The organism is Roseobacter sp. HKCCA0434 (assembly GCF_032464675.1).
Classification (GTDB): Bacteria; Pseudomonadota; Alphaproteobacteria; order Rhodobacterales; family Rhodobacteraceae; genus Pontivivens.
This window is the reverse complement of sequence record NZ_JAWDKL010000001.1, coordinates 97,697-114,887: the sequence shown is the minus strand read 5'-3', so window position 1 is coordinate 114,887 and position 17,191 is coordinate 97,697. Positions and strand designations below refer to the sequence as shown.

Annotated in this window: 17 protein-coding genes; 9 read left to right on the top strand and 8 right to left on the bottom strand. The window is 67.2% G+C overall.

Annotated elements, in window-relative coordinates; genetic code table 11:
* Nucleotides 1-161: 161 nt before the first annotated feature.
* On the top strand, nucleotides 162-1,319 hold the full coding sequence (gene argE, locus RX333_RS00590) for an acetylornithine deacetylase (RefSeq protein ID WP_316012958.1): 1,158 nt from the start codon (nucleotides 162-164) through the stop codon (nucleotides 1,317-1,319).
* On the opposite strand, the gene RX333_RS00585 is transcribed toward argE, so the two are convergent.
* The 3 genes from RX333_RS00585 to RX333_RS00575 form a co-directional block, all read right to left on the bottom strand.
* Entirely contained in the window at nucleotides 1,316-2,821 is a 1,506-nt protein-coding gene (locus tag RX333_RS00585) for a fused MFS/spermidine synthase (protein WP_316012957.1), read from the bottom strand. The two genes, argE and RX333_RS00585, sit on opposite strands and share 4 nt — an antisense overlap.
* Before the next feature lie 25 nt (nucleotides 2,822-2,846).
* Complete coding sequence (locus RX333_RS00580; protein ID WP_316012956.1) at nucleotides 2,847-3,284, bottom strand: cupin domain-containing protein; 438 nt, start codon at nucleotides 3,282-3,284, stop codon at nucleotides 2,847-2,849.
* Nucleotides 3,285-3,649: 365 nt separating this feature from the next.
* Nucleotides 3,650-3,907 (bottom strand): BolA family protein, encoded by a 258-nt coding sequence (locus RX333_RS00575; protein WP_316012955.1) that lies wholly within the window; start codon nucleotides 3,905-3,907, stop codon nucleotides 3,650-3,652.
* A 96-nt stretch (nucleotides 3,908-4,003) separates the two neighbouring features.
* Here RX333_RS00575 and RX333_RS00570 point away from each other — a divergent pair, with 96 nt between their 5' ends.
* A complete protein-coding gene (locus RX333_RS00570) occupies nucleotides 4,004-4,666 on the top strand; it encodes a J domain-containing protein (protein WP_316012954.1) in 663 nt (220 codons plus the stop codon).
* A 66-nt stretch (nucleotides 4,667-4,732) separates the two neighbouring features.
* Here RX333_RS00570 and RX333_RS00565 read toward each other — a convergent pair whose 3' ends face one another.
* Nucleotides 4,733-6,028: an adenylosuccinate synthase gene (locus RX333_RS00565; protein WP_316012953.1), complete on the bottom strand. Its 1,296-nt coding sequence runs from the start codon at nucleotides 6,026-6,028 to the stop codon at nucleotides 4,733-4,735.
* A 108-nt stretch (nucleotides 6,029-6,136) separates the two neighbouring features.
* Here RX333_RS00565 and RX333_RS00560 point away from each other — a divergent pair, with 108 nt between their 5' ends.
* The 3 genes from RX333_RS00560 (at nucleotide 6,137) to RX333_RS00550 (ending at nucleotide 8,345) form a co-directional block, all read left to right on the top strand.
* A complete protein-coding gene (locus tag RX333_RS00560) occupies nucleotides 6,137-7,600 on the top strand; it encodes a DNA recombination protein RmuC (RefSeq protein WP_316012952.1) in 1,464 nt (487 codons plus the stop codon).
* Nucleotides 7,601-7,722: 122 nt separating this feature from the next.
* Nucleotides 7,723-8,160, top strand: coding sequence for a peptidylprolyl isomerase (locus tag RX333_RS00555; protein WP_316012951.1), 438 nt, complete (start codon nucleotides 7,723-7,725; stop codon nucleotides 8,158-8,160).
* Nucleotides 8,161-8,222: 62 nt separating this feature from the next.
* On the top strand, nucleotides 8,223-8,345 hold the full coding sequence (locus tag RX333_RS00550; RefSeq protein WP_316012950.1) for a hypothetical protein: 123 nt from the start codon (nucleotides 8,223-8,225) through the stop codon (nucleotides 8,343-8,345).
* 252 nt (nucleotides 8,346-8,597) lie between these two features.
* Here RX333_RS00550 and serA read toward each other — a convergent pair whose 3' ends face one another.
* Both serA and RX333_RS00540 read right to left on the bottom strand, forming a co-directional pair.
* Complete coding sequence (gene serA, locus RX333_RS00545; RefSeq protein ID WP_316012949.1) at nucleotides 8,598-10,196, bottom strand: phosphoglycerate dehydrogenase; 1,599 nt, start codon at nucleotides 10,194-10,196, stop codon at nucleotides 8,598-8,600.
* A 107-nt stretch (nucleotides 10,197-10,303) separates the two neighbouring features.
* Complete coding sequence (locus tag RX333_RS00540) at nucleotides 10,304-11,467, bottom strand: phosphoserine transaminase (RefSeq protein WP_316012948.1); 1,164 nt, start codon at nucleotides 11,465-11,467, stop codon at nucleotides 10,304-10,306.
* Between the two features lie 400 nt (nucleotides 11,468-11,867).
* Between RX333_RS00540 and soxR the strand changes: the two genes are divergently transcribed.
* Nucleotides 11,868-12,314, top strand: a complete 447-nt coding sequence (soxR, locus tag RX333_RS00535; protein WP_316012947.1) for a redox-sensitive transcriptional activator SoxR — start codon at nucleotides 11,868-11,870, stop codon at nucleotides 12,312-12,314.
* 71 nt (nucleotides 12,315-12,385) lie between these two features.
* Here soxR and RX333_RS00530 read toward each other — a convergent pair whose 3' ends face one another.
* A complete protein-coding gene (locus RX333_RS00530; RefSeq protein ID WP_316012946.1) occupies nucleotides 12,386-12,574 on the bottom strand; it encodes a DUF1127 domain-containing protein in 189 nt (62 codons plus the stop codon).
* A gap of 105 nt (nucleotides 12,575-12,679) precedes the next feature.
* Here RX333_RS00530 and RX333_RS00525 point away from each other — a divergent pair, with 105 nt between their 5' ends.
* From RX333_RS00525 to RX333_RS00515, 3 genes are read left to right on the top strand one after another with little or no spacing between them, the layout of a single operon-like run.
* On the top strand, nucleotides 12,680-14,086 hold the full coding sequence (locus RX333_RS00525) for a PLP-dependent aminotransferase family protein (RefSeq protein WP_316012945.1): 1,407 nt from the start codon (nucleotides 12,680-12,682) through the stop codon (nucleotides 14,084-14,086).
* Between the two features lie 44 nt (nucleotides 14,087-14,130).
* The gene (locus RX333_RS00520) at nucleotides 14,131-14,994 is read left to right on the top strand and encodes a DMT family transporter (protein ID WP_316012944.1); all 864 of its coding nucleotides are present in this window, start codon (nucleotides 14,131-14,133) and stop codon (nucleotides 14,992-14,994) included.
* On the top strand, nucleotides 14,991-16,298 hold the full coding sequence (locus RX333_RS00515) for an MATE family efflux transporter (protein ID WP_316012943.1): 1,308 nt from the start codon (nucleotides 14,991-14,993) through the stop codon (nucleotides 16,296-16,298). Before RX333_RS00520 ends, RX333_RS00515 begins: the two co-directional genes overlap by 4 nt.
* Here RX333_RS00515 and RX333_RS00510 read toward each other — a convergent pair.
* Nucleotides 16,265-17,173 (bottom strand): DMT family transporter, encoded by a 909-nt coding sequence (locus tag RX333_RS00510; protein WP_316012942.1) that lies wholly within the window; start codon nucleotides 17,171-17,173, stop codon nucleotides 16,265-16,267. The genes RX333_RS00515 and RX333_RS00510 overlap by 34 nt on opposite strands.
* Nucleotides 17,174-17,191: the final 18 nt, after the last annotated feature.

Genomic DNA, 17,191 nt, shown 5'->3' with positions numbered 1-17,191 from the left:
GTGCAGACGGGTTGAACGGCTCTGACGGCCCCATTCCCGCTGCTTCTGGAGAAAATAAGACTCTGATTCCGCCCCGCTTGCAAGAGGATGTTCCGCCGCTTGACGCTCGTGCCCCGCGCGGCGACTGTCGAGCCAGCCGCCCCGCTCGACAGGAGACACCGATGCCCGACCGCTACACCGCGCAGGAGATGCTGGCCCGGCTCGTGGCCTTCCCCAGCGTCAGCCGCGACAGCAACTTGCCCCTGATCGACTTCGTCGAGGACTACCTCGCCGGGCACGGCGTCACTGCCATCCGCACCCCCGACGCCACCGGCACCAAGGCGAGCCTGCACGCCCTGATCGGACCCGAAGTCGCGGGCGGGGTCATCCTCTCGGGCCATACCGACGTGGTCCCCGTGGACGGCCAGGATTGGACCACCGACCCCTGGACCCTGACCGAGCGCGACGGCCGCCTCTACGGGCGCGGCACTTGCGACATGAAGGGGTTCATCGCCCTCGCCCTCGCCGCCGTCCCCGACATGCTCGCCGCCGATCTCAAACGCCCCATCCTCCTCGCGCTGAGCTATGACGAGGAGATCGGCTGCCTGGGCGCGCCCCCCATGATCGCCCGCATCGCCGCCGAGCTGCCCCCCGCCGCCGCCTGCATCGTCGGTGAGCCCTCGCTGATGAAGATCGTCAGCGGCCACAAGGGCTCGGTCGGGTTCGAGGTGCATGTCCGCGGCTTCGAGGTGCATTCTTCCCTCGTCCACACCGGCGTCTCCGCCGTGATGACCGCCGCGCGCCTCATCACCTGGATGCACGACACGATGGCCGAGAACCGGCGCAATGCCCCTGAGGGCACCGGGTTCGAGCCTGCCTGGACCACGCTCCATTCCGGCGTCATCCACGGCGGCACCGCCCACAACATCACCGCCAAGGATTGCCGCTTCACCGCCGACATCCGCGTCGCTCCGCATGAGAGCGTCGACGACTGGGACACCCGCTTCCGTGCCGAGGCCGCGCGGCTGGAGGCCGAGATTCAGGCCATCCGTCCCGAGGCCGGGATCGACGTGCACCTGCGCGGCCGCGTCCCCGGCCTGCAACCCGAACCGGACGGCCCGGCCGAGGCGCTGGTCCGCCGCCTGACCGGCGACAATGCCTCGGGCCGCGTCTCCTACGGCACCGAGGGCGGGCAGTTCCAGGAGGGCGGCTTTTCCGCCGTCATCTGCGGCCCCGGCTCCATCGAGCAGGCCCACCAGCCCGACGAATATCTCGCGACCTCGCAACTGGCGGAGGGCGAGCGCTTCATGCAGCGCCTGATCGCGGAGCTAAGCGCCTAGAGGCTCAGCCCCATCAGCCGGTCGATAGGCGCGTAATCATCGGTCAGCACCGTCCCGCGCCCCGCGGCCAATCCCTCGACCAGCCGGGGCGACAGCGCGCCGAACCGCGTCTCGTCGGGGGCCGGCACGGTGAAGCTGTCCACGGGCGTCGGCGCATCGCCCCCCACCACGACGAAGACCATGCGCTGCCCCGGATCGGGCTGCGCCTGCTGGGTCCAGACCTCCACCACCTCGAACACCTCCCCCATCGTCGCGACGATCGAGCCGAGCGCGTAGAGCCGGTCCTCGTGGTCGATCACGTTCATCAGGAAGCTGCCGCCGGGTTCCAGCCGCCCGGCGGCCAGCGCGAAGAACTCCCGCGTGACCAGGTGCACCGGCACCACCACGTCCGTGAACGCATCGCCGAGGATGATGTCGTAAAGCGCCTCGGGCCGGGTCAGCAACGCCCGCCGCCCGTCCTCGTGCAGCACCGTGGCCGTCTCCGGGTCGAACCAGAACGCCTCCGCCGCCATCTGCGTGACCGCCGGATCGATCTCCGCCACCGTGATCGCGCCCGTGCCATGCGCGGCGAAGGCACGCGGCACCGCGAAGTTGCCCCCACCGATATGGAAGCTGGTAAAATCGTCCCGAACCGCCCGCAGCCGCGACAGGTGGTCGAGCATTGCGGTATGCTCGGTGAACTGCACCGTCGGCAGGCTCTGCGCGCTGATCCCGTGCGCGAGGTGGTCGATCACCATCAGATGCACCGGCTCCGCCGGATCTGCCGACACGTCCTCGACCCGCAGGCAGAAATACTGGCTCTCCCGGTCGCAGGGGTTCGGCGTGGCCAGCGCCAGCACCGCGAGCCCGAGCCCCAGGACCGCCGCACCGCCCACCGCCCGCGCGCCCTGCCCTCCCAGCCGCACGAACAGCGCCGCGCAAGCAAGGTACACGACCGTCACCACGACCAGCGTCAGCGCCGATCCGAGCCACGAGATGAACACGAACCCCGCCAGCAACGTGCCCGCGATCGCGCCGATGGCCCCGGCGGCGAACATCGCGCCGAGCGCGGGTCCGGTCCGATCGGCCGACGTGATCGCGATCTTCGTCAGCACCGGCGCGGGCACTCCGGCGAAGAAGGACGGCAGGAAGAAGACGATCAGCGTCAGCGCCGTGATGCTCCAGACCGGGGCGATGATTGCCCCCAGCACTGGCCCCGCCACCAGCGGCAGCAGCGGCACCGCGCCCGCCGTGGTGATCGCCGCCGCCAGCAGCGCGCCACCGGTCCAGCGCAATGCGGCGGCAGGCGTCTTCTCCGCCAGCCGCCCGCCCCACCAGTGCCCGACCGAGAAGCCCGCCAGCACCACCGCGATGATCGCCGTCCAGGTATAGAGCGACATCCCGACATGCGGCGCCAGCATCCGCCCCGCCACGATCTCCACCACCAGCGACGCCGCACTGACCACGCCCTGCGCCCCGACCAGCAGCCAGACGGGGATCGTCGCGGGAAGCGCGGGCTTCATGGCCGCGCCCGCCGATCGCCGCTGCTCAGTCGAGAGGCGGTCCGGTGAAGGACATCTTGTGACGCTTGGCCGAGTCCTCGATCTGCGGCATGTGATCGGGTATCGCGAAGGCACCCGCCGCCATGTCGGCGAAGAATCCCTCGAAACCGCCGGGTGTCAGGATGACCAGATGGCGGCAGGGCTCCGACCCTCCGACCTTGAACGTATGCTCCGTGCCGCGCGGAATGAAGACGCTTCGCCCGGCCTGCAACGTTCGTTCCTTGCCCTCCATCCAGACGCGACACTCGCCCGTCAGGATCACGAAGGTCTCGTCCTCCGCATGATGGATATGGCGCGGCGGGCCGCTCTGCGGTGGCGAGGTGCTGTCCACGATACTGATCGCGCCGCCGCTGTCCTCCGGTTTCAGGATCGTCTTGTAGCTGGTGCCAAGCCATTCGAGGGTCTCTGCTTCATTGGGTGACATCGTTAGTCGTCCTCTTCATCCAAGCGCCCCCTTCTTCAGGGTGTCGGACTCGATCGGACTGTGTCAATATTCGCCGCTTTCCGGCGGTCCGCTTTCAATTATTGAGAGGACACTACCAGTGACATGAGAACCGCAAACCGGGCCAACTGTGCCCGCCTGACCGGGCTTGCCAAGTAATTCCAGATCGCGCCAACATCTCGCGAAGTTGACGGATGGCGGTTCGTTCGCCCAATACCCGAGCCATTCAGTCGCCATACGCATGCCATACGGGGTGCATACGCATCGCAGACCGCCGTTCTCGGCCCTGCCGCGGCTGAAAGATTAATGTCGCGACTTGCGATGTTAACCATGTTCCTCTTGCCGCCTCACGCGCCCAGGTCGAGCGCGAGGGCATGCACCTGCGTCGCCAGCTCGTCGCTCAGCGCCGCGTTCACCTTGCGATGCTGCGCAACCCGCGACATCCCTGCGAGCGCCTGCGATCTCATGCGGACACGAAAATGGCTCTGCCCCCCCTCGGGCGCGCCCGCATGGCCCACGTGAAGATGCGACTCGTCGACGACCTCCAGTTCACGCGGGTCGAAATTCTCCTGTAATTTCAGTTCGATCTGCTTGGCAACGCGCATGGCCCCGCTCCTTTTATCCTTTGGCCCTTCACCTCGGGCACAGGAAGTCTAAACTGCTGCGCTCCGACTCGGAAAGCCCCGCTTCAAGAGGTTGCCATGACCCGCAAGAACCCGTTCGATTTCGACATCTCCGTCTCCGCCGACAAGCGCAGACGAGCGAAATCGCGCGGCCAGAGCGGCGCCGTCCACACCTCCACGCGCGTGTGCGATCACGAGGGCTGCGACAAGCCCGGCCTCTACCGCGCGCCCAAGTCACGCGACCGGCTCGACGAGTATTACTGGTTCTGCAAGGAGCATATCCGCGAGTATAACCAGAAGTGGAACTTCTTCGAGTATCACTCCGAGGAAGAATTCGACGCCCAGCTGGAAAAGGACCGCGTCGGCGAACGCCCCACCTGGTCCTTCAAGACCGGCGCCGAGAAGGCCAAAACCACCTCCCACGCCGAAGGAAGAGCCTGGGCCCGCTTCGGCTTCGACGATCCGATGCAGGTGCTCGGTGAGAATGCCACGCGCAATCCCGCCGCCTCCCCCGACCGGCCGAGACGGCGCAAGTTGCCGCCGACCGAGCGCAAGGCGCTCGATATCCTTGGCGCCGAGGACAGTCTTAGCAAGGCGGAGTTAAGGAAGGTTTACAAGAGTCTCGTCAAGGATCTGCACCCCGACATGAACGGCGGCAAGCGGGACGACGAGGAGAAGCTGCAGGAGGTTGTCTGGGCCTGGGACCAGATCAAGGGCAGCCGGTCTTTCCCCGAGCGGTGAGGTGCCTCGGACGCCTCTCGCCGGCGTCCTCGGCGGGGTCCCGGCGCGAGGCCGGGCCTTGGTGCCTCAATCCGAGAAGGGGTCCGTGACCAGGATCGTGTCGTCCCGTTCGGGCGAGGTCGACAGCAGCGCCACGGGGCAGCCGATCAGTTCCTCGACGCGACGCACGTATTTGATCGCGTTGGCGGGCAGATCGGCCCAGGACCGCGCACCTTCGGTCGATTCCGACCAACCCGGCATCTCCTCGTAGACCGGCGTGCAGCGGGCCTGCTGGTCGGCAGCCGTTGGCAGGTAGTCGAGCCGCTCTCCGTCCAACTCGTAGCCGGTGCAGATGCGCAGGGTCTCGAAGCCGTCGAGCACGTCAAGCTTGGTCAGCGAGATACCGTTCACGCCGCTGGTCGCGCAGGTCTGGCGCACGAGGCACGCATCGAACCAGCCGCAGCGGCGCTTGCGGCCCGTGGTGGTGCCGAACTCGTGCCCGCGCTCGCCCAGGCGCTGCCCGTCTGCATCGTCGAGCTCGGTCGGGAACGGCCCCTCGCCAACGCGGGTGGTATAGGCCTTGACGATGCCCAGCACGAAGTCGATGGAGCCCGGCCCGATCCCTGAGCCCGTCGCCGCCTGCCCTGCGATGACGTTCGAGGAGGTGACGAAGGGATAGGTGCCGAAGTCGATGTCGAGCAGCGCGCCCTGCGCGCCCTCGAACAGGATGCGATGACCGGCGCGGCGCCGCTCGTTCAGCACCTTCCAGACCGGGGCGGCGAAGGGCAGAATCTGCGTCGCGATCTCGCGCAAGGCGGCCAGCAGGGCGTCGCGGTCCACCGGGTCGACGCCGAGGCCACGGCGCAGCGGGTCGTGATGCTGCAACGCGCGGTCCACCCGCGCCTCCAGCGTCGCCTCATCCGCGAGGTCCGCGACACGGATCGCACGACGGCCAACCTTGTCCTCGTAGGCCGGGCCGATGCCGCGCCCCGTCGTGCCGATCTTGGTGCCCTTCGACGCCGCCTCCTCGCGCGCGCGGTCGAGCTCGCCATGCAACGGCAGGATCAGCGGGGTGTTCTCCGCGATCATCAGCGTCTCGGGCGTGATCTCCACGCCCTGCTCGCGCACGGTCGCGATCTCGTTCATCAGGTGCCAGGGGTCGAGCACGACCCCGTTTCCGATCACTGAAAGCTTGCCGCCGCGCACCACGCCCGAGGGCAGCGCGTGCAGCTTGTAGACCTTGCCGTCGATGACGAGGGTGTGGCCCGCATTGTGCCCGCCCTGGAAACGGACGATGACGTCGGCCCGTTCGCTGAGCCAGTCGACGATCTTGCCCTTGCCCTCATCGCCCCACTGGGCGCCCACGACGACGACGTTGGCCATATCCGCTCTCCTGCTCTGGTCCCGCGACGCGGTATAGCGGGCCGTGCGACCGCGCGAAACCGCAAATAGCGGGTGCGGGGGATGGATGTTCCCGCTATGGTCCCGCACATGGACGAGCTTCTCCTTCGCGCGCAGGCGTTGACCGCGCAATATACCTGGCTGACGGCCTGGTGGATGATCGCCGCCGTCGCGTTGCTGCTCGGCTGGCTACTGCGCGGGCTCGTCAGCGTGCGCCGTCTGCGCCGGAGCGTGGCGACGCTTCGCCAAGAGGTCGACGGGCATCGCGCCGCTGCCGAAGAGGCCGCGACGGCGCGGCAGGCACAGGCCACCGATTTCGCCCGTTTGCAGGAGCGCGCGGCCTATCTCGACACCCTTTCGGCAAAGGTCGACGCGCTCGACGAAGCACGCCGGACCGCGGAGAGCCGGGCGGCGAGCCTCGCCGCCGCCCTGACGGCAGAGCGGGACAATCACGCGGCGCGGCTCGCGGAACTGGACCAGCGGTTCGACGGGCTCGCGCGAAAGGTGCTGGAGGGCAATTCGCAGCGCTTCCTCGCCACCGTCACGGAGCGGTTCGCGACGCACAAGGAAACGGCGGATGCCGATCTCGCCGCGCGGCAACAGGGGATCGAGGCGTTGTTGCAGCCGATCCGCGAGAACCTTGCCCGGTTCGAACGCCAGACCCAGGAGATGGAGAAGGCCCGCGAGGGTGCCTATCACCAGATCCGCCAGCAGGTCGCGACGCTTGCCGAAGGACAGCATCGCCTGACATCCGAGACGCAGCGTTTGGTTACCGCGCTGCGGCGGCCGAAGACCCGCGGCAACTGGGGGGAATTCCAGCTGCGGCAGGTGGTGGAGATGGCCGGCATGGTCGACCATGTCGACTTCCACATGGAGCGCGCGATCGAGGTCGACGGCCAGTCGCGCCGCCCGGATGCCATCGTCCGCCTGCCCGGCGACAAGCGGATCGTCATCGACGTGAAGACCAACCTCGAGGCCTATCTCGACGCGATCGAGATGGAGGAAGGCGCCGAAAAGGACGCTGTTCTCGCAAACCACGCGCGCCAGTTGCGGGACCAGATGAAGGCGCTGTCGCAGAAGGCCTATTTCGAGGCGGTCGCGGGCTCGCCTGATTTCGTCGTGCTGTTCGTGCCGGGGGAGGCGTTCTATTCCGCGGCTCTCACCTCCGACCCCGCGCTGATCGAGGACGCGCTGGCGCGCAACGTGCTGATCGCCTCCCCCACCACGCTGATCGCGCTGTTGAAATCCGCGAGTTACGGCTGGCAGCAGGAGCGCATGGGCGCGAGCGCGCAGGCCGCGATCGACAATGCGCAGGAGCTCTACAATCGGTTCTCGGTGCTGGGCGACAAGCTGGGAAAGCTGGGCAAGTCGATCTCGAACACCGTGCGGGACTACAACGCCACGATCGGATCGGCGGAGCGCAACCTTCTGCCACAGGCGCGCAAGTTCGAGGCCCTGTCGATCGCGCCCGCGGGCAAGAGCATCGAGCCGCTCGACATGCTCGAGACCGAGGTGCGGGAGATCACCGCCGCAGAACTGCGGGACGGCGATTGATCGGGCCCGCGGGGTTTACATTCGAGACTCAGCCCTTAGGTAGGCCCCTTCAAGCGATGGCGGGGTCGCCGCCATCCCGAGGCCGAGGTCTCGACGCGGAATGAGAATTCAGGAGGCCAGACATGAAGACGGCCCAGACCGGCGACACCATCGCCATGCATTACACCGGAACCCTCACCGACGGCACGCGCTTCGACAGCTCCGAAGGGCGCGACCCGCTGACCTTCACGCTGGGTGCCGGCCAGATCATCGCAGGGCTCGACAACGCCCTGATGGGCAAGGAAGAAGGCGCGCAGGACAGCGTGACCATTCCCGCCGCCGAAGCCTATGGCGCGCATGATCCGCAGCAGGTGCAAGTCGTGCCGCGTGAGACCATTCCCGCGGAGATTCCGCTCGAGGAGGGGTTGCAGCTTCAGGCACAGACCCCGCAGGGTCAGACGATCCCGCTGGTGGTGAAGGAAGTGGGTGACGAAAATGTCACTCTCGACGCAAACCACCCGCTTGCAGGCCAAGATCTCACGTTTTCGTATAAAATCGTGTCGATCGAGCGCCCTGCCTGATGGAACCGGAGCCGCTCGGCTCCAGTTGATGGCATGAAAACGGTAGGTAGGGAGTTGGGTAGATGGATATCGCGATCGTAATGGGGTTCGTCGTTTTGACTACGGCAATCATCGTCTTCGCCATGACCCGCCCTTCCCCCGCGCACCAGACCAAGGGATCCGGCCAGGAGTCCAGCGAGGACTGACCCGACGGACCACCCTCGTCGGACCGCAAGGCCGCCATTCGCGGGAATGGCGGCCTTTTTCTTGTACATGTCCCCCTGCTTGCGCGAGGGCGCTCCCGTCGGCGGTCACCATATTGAAACCATTTGCCGCGATGATTGTTTATAGAGGACACCCCTGTGAGCTCGGGCGCGGCTGCGCCGTCCCTCGATGCTGACACGCAAGAGGCTCCGCCGGACAATCGGCGGAGCCTTTTCGTTTGTCGGATCCCGCGATCAGGCCCGGAAGGCGAGCGCCTTGGCTTGCGTGACCTGGGAGAGTTCGGCGATCTCCTTGAGGGTGTCAGCATTCAGCTCCTCGTCCACCCCGATCAGGGCGATGGCCTCACCATCCTTGGCAGACCGGCCGAGCGCGAAGGTCGCGATGTTCACACCGAGCGCACCGAGCTTGGTTCCAAGCGCACCGATATAGCCGGGGGTGTCGTCATTGGTGGTGTAGAGCATGAATTGCTGCGGCTCCGCCTCCAGCCCGATGCCCTTGATCTGGATGAACCGTGGCTTGCCGTCCGAGAACACGGTGCCCGCGACGGAGCGGGTCTGGTGCTCGGTCGTGACGATCAGACGGATATAGGAGCCGTAGGCGCCCTGCTCGTCCTTGCGCGTCTCGGCGATCTTCACCCCGCGCTCGCGCGCCACGATGGGGGCGGAGACCATGTTGACGCCGCCCTCGCCCACCAGCGGGATCAGCAGGCTGGCGGTCAGCGCGGAGGTCAGCGGTTTGAGGTTCAGCTGGCCGACGCGGCCGACATACTCGATCTCGATCTCGGTGATGGCGTTCTCGGTCACCTGCCCGGCAAAGCCGCCCAACATCTCCGCCAGCGCGATCCACGGCTTGAGAAGAGGTGCTTCCTCGGCGGTGACGGAAGGTGCGTTGATCGCGTTCGAGATCGCGCCCTTCATCAGGTAGTCGCTCATCTGCTCGGCCACCTGCAGCGCGACGTTCTCCTGCGCCTCGGTGGTCGCGGCGCCAAGGTGTGGGGTGCAGACGATGTTGGGCGCGTCGAAGAGGACGTTGTCGGTCGCCGGCTCCTTGTCGAACACGTCGAAGGCGGCACCGGCCAGTGCACCCGATTTCAGAGCCTCGGCCACGGCAGCCTCGTCGACCAGCCCGCCGCGGGCGCAGTTGATCAGGCGCGCGCCCTTCTTCATCAACTTGATCCGATCGGCATTCAACAGGTTGGCGGTCTTGTCCGTCTTGGGCAGGTGAAGGGTCACGAAATCGGCCTGGGGCAGCAGTTCCTCGAGCGTCTCGACCTTGGTCACGCCCAGCTTCTGTGCGCGGTCGTGGCTGAGGAAGGGATCGTAGGCGACGACCTTCATCTTCAGGCCGAGCGCACGGTCGGCGACGATCGAGCCGATATTGCCGCAGCCGATCAGGCCCAGCGTCTTGCGCGTGATCTCGGCCCCCATGAAGCGGGACTTCTCCCACTTGCCCGCGCGGGTCGAGGCATCGGCTTCGGGGATCTGGCGGGCGCAGGCGAACATCATGGCGATGGCATGCTCGGCGGTGGTGATCGAGTTGCCGAAGGGCGTGTTCATCACCACGATGCCCTTCGCGGAGGCGGCCGGGATGTCGATATTGTCGACGCCGATACCGGCGCGGCCGATGACCTTGAGGTTGTCGGCCTTGGCGATCAGGTCCGCCGTCGCCTTGGTGGCGGAGCGGATGGCAAGCCCGTCATAGTCGCCGATGATCTCGGCCAGCTTCGCGGGGTCCTTGCCGAGACCGGGCTGGAAATCGACCTCGACACCGTTGTCGCGGAAGATCTGGACGGCGGCTTCGGAGAGTTTGTCGGAGATGAGAACCTTGGGCATGTGTCGTGTCCTTGCAGGAGAGTACATCGCCGTTCCCGCGAAGGCGGGGACCTCGTCGCATGTCATGCGAGGTTCCGGGTGGAGCCCGGAACGGCGTTGGAGATGAATCAGAGGTCGGCCTTGGCCTTCGCGAAGGCCCAGTCGAGCCAAGGCGTCAGCTTGCGGATGTCGGAGGCATCGACCGTCGCACCGCACCAGATACGCAGACCCGCGGGCGCGTCGCGATAGCCGTTGATGTCGTAGGCGACCTCCTCGGCCTCCAGCATCTTGACCATCTTCTTGACGAAAGCCTTTTGCGCATCGTCGTCGAGCGACGCGACCGCCGGATCCACGATCTTGAGGCAGACGGAGGTGTTGGACCGCTCGAGCGGATTATCGACCAGGTTCGCGACCCAGTCGGTGTCATCCACCCAATATTGCAGGGCAGAGTAGTTGTCCTGAGCCCGCTCCATCGCGGCCTCGGGCCCCATGTCTCCGATCCAGTCGAGCGCGTCCTCGGCATCCGCGATGGCCCACATCGACGGCGTGTTGATGGTAGCGCCGGTGAAGATGCCCTCGATCAGCTTGCCGCCCTTGGTCATGCGGAAGATCTTGGGCAGCGGACGGCCCGCGTCGAACGTCTCCAGCCGCTCGACGGCGCGGGGGCTGAGGATCAGGACGCCATGCGCGCCCTCCCCGCCCAGCACCTTCTGGAACGAGAAGGTCAGCACGTCGACCTTCGACCAGTCCACTGGCTGCGCGAAGACGGCGGAGGTCGCGTCGACGAAGGTCAGCCCCTCACGATCGGCGGCGATCCAGTCGAAATTCGGGATGCGCGCGCCGGAGGTCGTGCCGTTCTGGGTGAAGCAGATGTCGGCCTCGGGTCGGACGGAGGCGAGATCGGGCAGCGCGCCGTATTCCGCCTCGATCACGCGGCAGTCGTCGAGCTTCAGCTGCTTGGTCGCGTCGGTCGCCCAGCCCTTGCCGAAGCTTTCCCAGACCAGCATGTCGACGGGACGCGCGCCCAACATGGACCACATCGCCATTTCATAGGCGCCGGTGTCCGAAGCGGGCACGATGCCGACGCGGAAGTCGGACGGCACATCCAGCAGGTTGGCGATCTTGTCGATCACGCCCTTGATCTGCGCCTTGGCACCGGCAGCGCGGTGCGAGCGGCCCGCGTGGAAGCGCGCGGCGACCGCCTCGGCAGACCAGCCGGGACGCTTGGGACAGGGACCGGAGGAAAATTCGGGGCGCGCAGGCTTCGCCTGCGGCATGTCGGGGAGGCTCATGGACGGCTCCGTCGTCAGGGCGAAATTCCTGAGTGACGCACCGCTCGCCCTTAATCCGGCGTGCCACCCAGGGAATCGGATATGGCGCGGCGCGCGGGGCGTCAATCGAGGAAATGACGCCGAGGGATCGCAGGATGTCGGTTTTGGCCGTTCGGCGTTTCCAATACGAAACGGGCCGATCCCCGCAAACTCGCCGGATCCCGCCGGTGGTGCATGCCTCCCTCCATCCCGATATCGCGCAGCATTTGAGGGCTAAGCTCTGTGACACGCACCCTGCGGCGTGCGAGCCAGTGCAGAAATGCGCAGAGCTTCCGCCAGCGGCGTTGGGACATTCGATCCTCCTTGCGAACTATGCGATTCGCCGCCACTGTCGGACCTCAAGCTAACTTGAGGTCAAGCGATGCCGAAACAACCACAGGAACTCACGGTCGGCCAATTGTCCGTGCGGTCGGGCCTGCCCGTCTCGACGCTGCATTTCTACGAGGCGGAAGGGCTGATCGCCGCCGAGCGAACGGCTGCCAACCACCGTCGCTATCCGCGTGCGACCTTGAGGCGTGTCGCGATCATCAAGGTGGCGCAGCGGTTGGGCCTGTCGCTGTCAGCGATCAGCGAGGCGCTCGCGACATTGCCGTCGAACTCGACACCGACGGCTGCGGATTGGGAGCAGATGGCCCGTGTCTGGCGGGCCGATCTGAACGAGCGGATCGCGCGGCTGCAAACACTGCGCGACGATCTGGGCACCTGCATCGGCTGCGGTTGCCTGTCGGTAGACCGCTGCGCTCTGCTGAATCCCGATGATCAACTGTCAGACGCTGGCCCGGGCCCACGCAATCTCGACCCGCTCTGAGACGCAAAAAAGCCCCCGACGCCACGCGCCGGGGGCCAGGTCAGCCATCCGTCGGGAAGAGGGATCGGCATTCAGTCCCAGAAGAAGCGCGCGGCCTCCGCATGTGCCTGCGCGGCATCGAGCCCGACATCGGCCAGCAGGTGCGGGTCGAGCCGCGCGAGCTGGCGGCGTGTGCGGGCGCGCTTCATCCATGCCGCCACCTTGGCGGCACGGTTGCGCGCGGGGGCAACGACGGGACGCGAGAGGCTGAGGCTGGACATGGGAACACTCCTTCCGGTGTATCGGTACAATTCGTAGTTTGTGTCGCTTCTTGCGACGGCCTACAGGTACAAACGGGACAGGAGATTTTCCACGGGAGTTTTGTCATGGGTACAAGATTCGACACCAGCTGGGTTCCGGACCTCGAAGCGCAACCCGCGCCGAAATACCGCGCGCTCGCCGTGGGGATTGAGGACGCGATCCGGGCAGGTGCGCTCGCGCCCGGTGCGAAGCTGCCCCCCGTGCGGGAGCTTGCCTGGGCGATCGGCGTGACGCCCGGAACCGTCGCGCGCGCCTATCGCGAGGCGACCGATGCGGGCGCCTTGCGCGCGACGGTTGGACAGGGGACCTTCGTGCGTGATCACCGGGAGACCGGGACGATCATTCCCCTGCATCCGTTGACCAACCAGGCCGCCGAGGGGCAGATCGACCTGCGCAACTCCCGGTCCCCGATGGTCGGGCAGGAGACGTTGATCAATGCGGCGATCGAACGTGTGCTGAGCCGCGGATCGCATGTGCTGGACGACTACACCCGTGCCACGAACGACCTTTCGACGCGCGAGGCGTTGAGTGACTGGCTCGCCACCGGCGGTGTCCCGTCGGAGGTCGCATCGATCATCCCCACCTACGGCACCCAGCAGGCGGTTCTGGTGGCCATGCTGGCCTGCTGTTCGGGGCCGAACGCAGTGCTGCTGGTTTCGGACCTCGTCTATCCCGGCTTCATGCAGGCGGCCAAGCTTGCCGGGGTACAATTGTATCCGATACAGCAGGATGAGGAAGGATTGTGCCTCGATGCGCTCGAAGCGGCCTGTCGGCAGGCACGGCCGCAGGCCATCCTCGTCACCCCCAACCTGCACAACCCCACGCTCATCACCATGACCGACGAGCGGCGCGCCAGGATCGCGGAGCTGGCGCGCAGTCACGACGTGCAGATCATCGAGGACGACGTCTATGGCTGGCTTCTCGACGAACGGCTCCCGAGCTTCCCCAGCTACGCGCCGGAGCGGACGTGGTACGCCACCTCGCTGTCGAAATGCGTGGCGGCGGGGCTGCGCTTCGGCTGTCTGGTCACGCCGCCCGGACGGGGGGCCGTGGGGCAAGGCATCATTCAGGCCATGAACTACCGCGTGTCCTCGCTGATCGGCCAGACCGCGGTCGAGCTGATCCGCTCCGGCATCGTCGCCGACATCCAGATGCGCGCCCGCGACAACTTGGAGGAGCGCGCGGAGTTGACCCGCAAGCATCTGGGTCATTGGGGAATCCGGACGGCGCAGGGCGCGAACTTCGCGTGGATGTGCCTGCCGGCTGGGTGGCATCTGGCCGCGTTCGACCGCGCCTGCGCCGAGGCCGGGGTGCGTATCGCCACGGCGGGGGCCTATGTCCTGCCGGGCGCGGACGTGCCGAACAAGATCCGGATCGCGCTGGGAATGGGTCTGTCCGATGCGGTCTTCGTCGATTGCCTGCAGCGCATCGACCGGATCCTCGCGCATCCGCCCACGGAACTGATGGCATGATCGCGGTCGGTTCCACCTCCGGGCCTTCGCTGAGGGATTGGACGATGCTGTTCGCCCTCGGCCTGATCTGGGGTGGCAGCTTTCTGGGCGTCGAGCTCGCCCTGACCGGATTCGGGCCCGTCACCCTGGCCGCGAGCCGGATCGCGCTCGCGGCCGTGCTGCTTTGGATTCTGGTCCGCTGGCGCGGCGATGCCGTGCCCCGGCTGTCCGATCCGAAGGGGCCGCGGATCTGGCTGCACCTCGTGATCTTCGCACTCTTCACCAACGCCGTGCCGTTCGCCCTGTTGAGCTGGGCGCAAGGATCCGTCACCTCCGGTTTCGCGGGCATCACGATGGCCGTGGTGCCGCTTCTGGTGCTGCCGCTCGCGCATCTGATGGTGCCGGGGGAACAGATGACCCGGCGCAAGCTGGCAGGCTTCCTGATCGGCTTCGTCGGCGTGGTCGTGCTGATCGGGCTGCCCGAGGGCAGCGGCAGCAATCTGGCGCGCCTCGCCTGCGTCGCGGCGTCGTGCTGCTACGCGATCGGCTCGATCAACACGCGGCTGTGCCCGCCGGTCGGGCTGGTCGCCTATTCGGCGGCTGGGCTGGGACTGGCGGCGGCGATCATGATTCCGGCCGCCTTGCTGATCGAGGGCGTGCCATCCGTGCCCGACGCGACCGCGCTCGGCGGGGTGCTCTATCTGGGGCTGTTTCCCACCGCACTGGCCACCGTGATGCTGGTCAGCGTGACGCGCAGCGCCGGGCCGTCCTTCCTGAGCCTCGTGAACTACCAGGTGCCGGTCTGGGCCGTCATCCTCGGTGCGGCAGTGCTGGGCGAGCGGCTGCCCGCCGCCTTCCTCGGGGCGCTGGCGCTGATCGTCGGCGGTATGCTCGTCAGCCGTCCCAAGCTGCAGAGGATCCGCCCATGACGCCGATCACCCATCGGCGGGTCCTCGGGATCGCGCTGCCGATCGTCCTGTCGAACGCCACGGTGCCGCTGCTGGGACTGGTCGACACATTCGCGGTCGGGCAACTCGGGCGGGCGGAGCCGATCGGCGCTGTGGGCCTCGGGGCCATCATCCTGTCGGCGATCTACTGGATCTTCGGCTTCCTGCGGATGGGTACGACCGGCATGGTCGCGCAGGCGGCGGGGCGTGGCGATATCGCGGAACGGGATGCACACCTGGCACGGGCGCTGATCATCGCGGTGGGCGGGGGACTCGCGCTGATCGCATTGCAGGTTCCGATCTTCGCCGCCGCGCTCACGATCTCCGACGGCAGTGCCGAGGTCGAGACCCTCGCCCAGGGCTATCTGGGGCTGCGCATCTGGGGCGCGCCTTTCGCCATCGCCGTCTACGCGCTGACCGGCTGGCTGATCGCGGTCGAGAGGACGCGGGCCGTTCTCGTCCTGCAGCTGGCGATGAACGGCACGAATATCGCGCTGTCGCTGCTCTTCGTGCTGGGCTTCGACTGGGGTGTGACGGGCGTCGCACTCGCGACCGTCATCGCCGAGATCATGGGCGCGCTGATCGGGTTGGCCCTGTGCCGCGAAGTCTTTGCCGCCGCCCATTGGCGGGATCGCGCGCGGGTCCTCGACCCGGCTCGGCTGAAGCCGTTGATCGCGACCAACACGGATATCCTGATCCGGTCGGTCCTGCTGCAGGTCTGCTTCATGTCCGTCACCTTTCGCGCGGCGGCGCTGGGGGACGTGACGCTGGCGGCGAACCAGATCCTGCTGCAATTCCTGTACCTCTCGGCCTATGCGCTCGACGGATTCGCCTTCGCGGCGGAGGCGCTGGTCGGGTCGGCCTTCGGAGCGGGGGATCGTGCGCGCATCCGGCGGTCGGCCTGGCTGACGAGCTTCTGGGCGCTCGGCGTCGTGCTGCTGCTGACCGGCGTCTACGCGATCCTTGGCGGTGCATTCATCGAGGGCATGACGACGGCGGAGCCGGTGATCGCCGCGGCGCGCGAGTACCTGCCCTGGATGGTCCTCGCGCCGCTCGTCGGGCTGCCTTGCTTCATGCTCGACGGGATCTTCATCGGCGCGACGCGCACGCGGGACATGCGCAACATGATGATCGTCTCCGCCCTCGCCTATTTCGCGATCCTGACGCTTGCCGTGCCGATCTGGGGCAATCACGGACTGTGGGGCGCGTTGATGAGCTTCTTCGTGCTGCGGGGCCTGACGCTAGGAGTGCGCTACCCAGCGCTGGAGCGGGCCGCGGTCGGCTGAGGCTCGGGCCGGTTGCGCGCCACGGTCAACCCTGCGAGAATCAGGGCGAAGCCGCCGACAAGCCTCCAGGTCAGCGGCTCGTCCAGCAGAACGATGCCGACCACGCCCGCCCAGACGGGGATCAGGTAGCTGACCGACGAGGTGAAGACCGGCCCGGCCCGCCTGACCGTCCAGTATCGCAACAGCTGCGCGCCACCGGTCTGGACGAGGCCCAGCACGGCGAGCGCCAGCAGCGCGCCCCATCCCGCCACCGGAGCCGCGTCGAGCAGCGAGCTGAGGCCGAAGGGGACGAGAACGATCGCCGCGACCAGCTGACTTGCCGCAGTCGCCTGGACGGGCGGCACCGGCGGCATCCGCCGGACCAGCACCGAGGACAGCCCGTAGCAGAACGCGGTCGCGAGGCAGGCGAGCTGCGGCAGAAGGTCGGCGCGGGCCAGCGTCATCGCATCCGGACCGATCAGCCAGACGAGGCCGGCGAAGCCCGTCGCGAACCCAACCCATTGCCGCGCGCCGATCCGAGTCGCGAGGATCAACCGCGCCAGCAGCAGGATGAACAGCGGCGAGGTCGAGATCAGCACGGCGGCGAGCGAGCTGGGAATGAACTGCTGCGCCCAGGTCAGCAAGGTGAAGGGCAACGCCAGCGAGGTGATCCCGATTACCGCGCACCATGCCCACGCAACCCTGTCGCGCGGCAGCCCCTGCCCCACCGCGAAGGCTGCCGCGACCAAGACGATCGCCGCGAGCCCCGCGCGCCCCGTCACGACCGCCACCGGGCCGAACCCGCGCAGCGCGACCGCGGTCAGCGCGAAGGCCGAGCCCCAGATCACGGTCAGCGCGGCTATGGCGAGGTAGGAGGGAATATCTTGCCGGGGCATCTGGTCATCCGGTCTGGG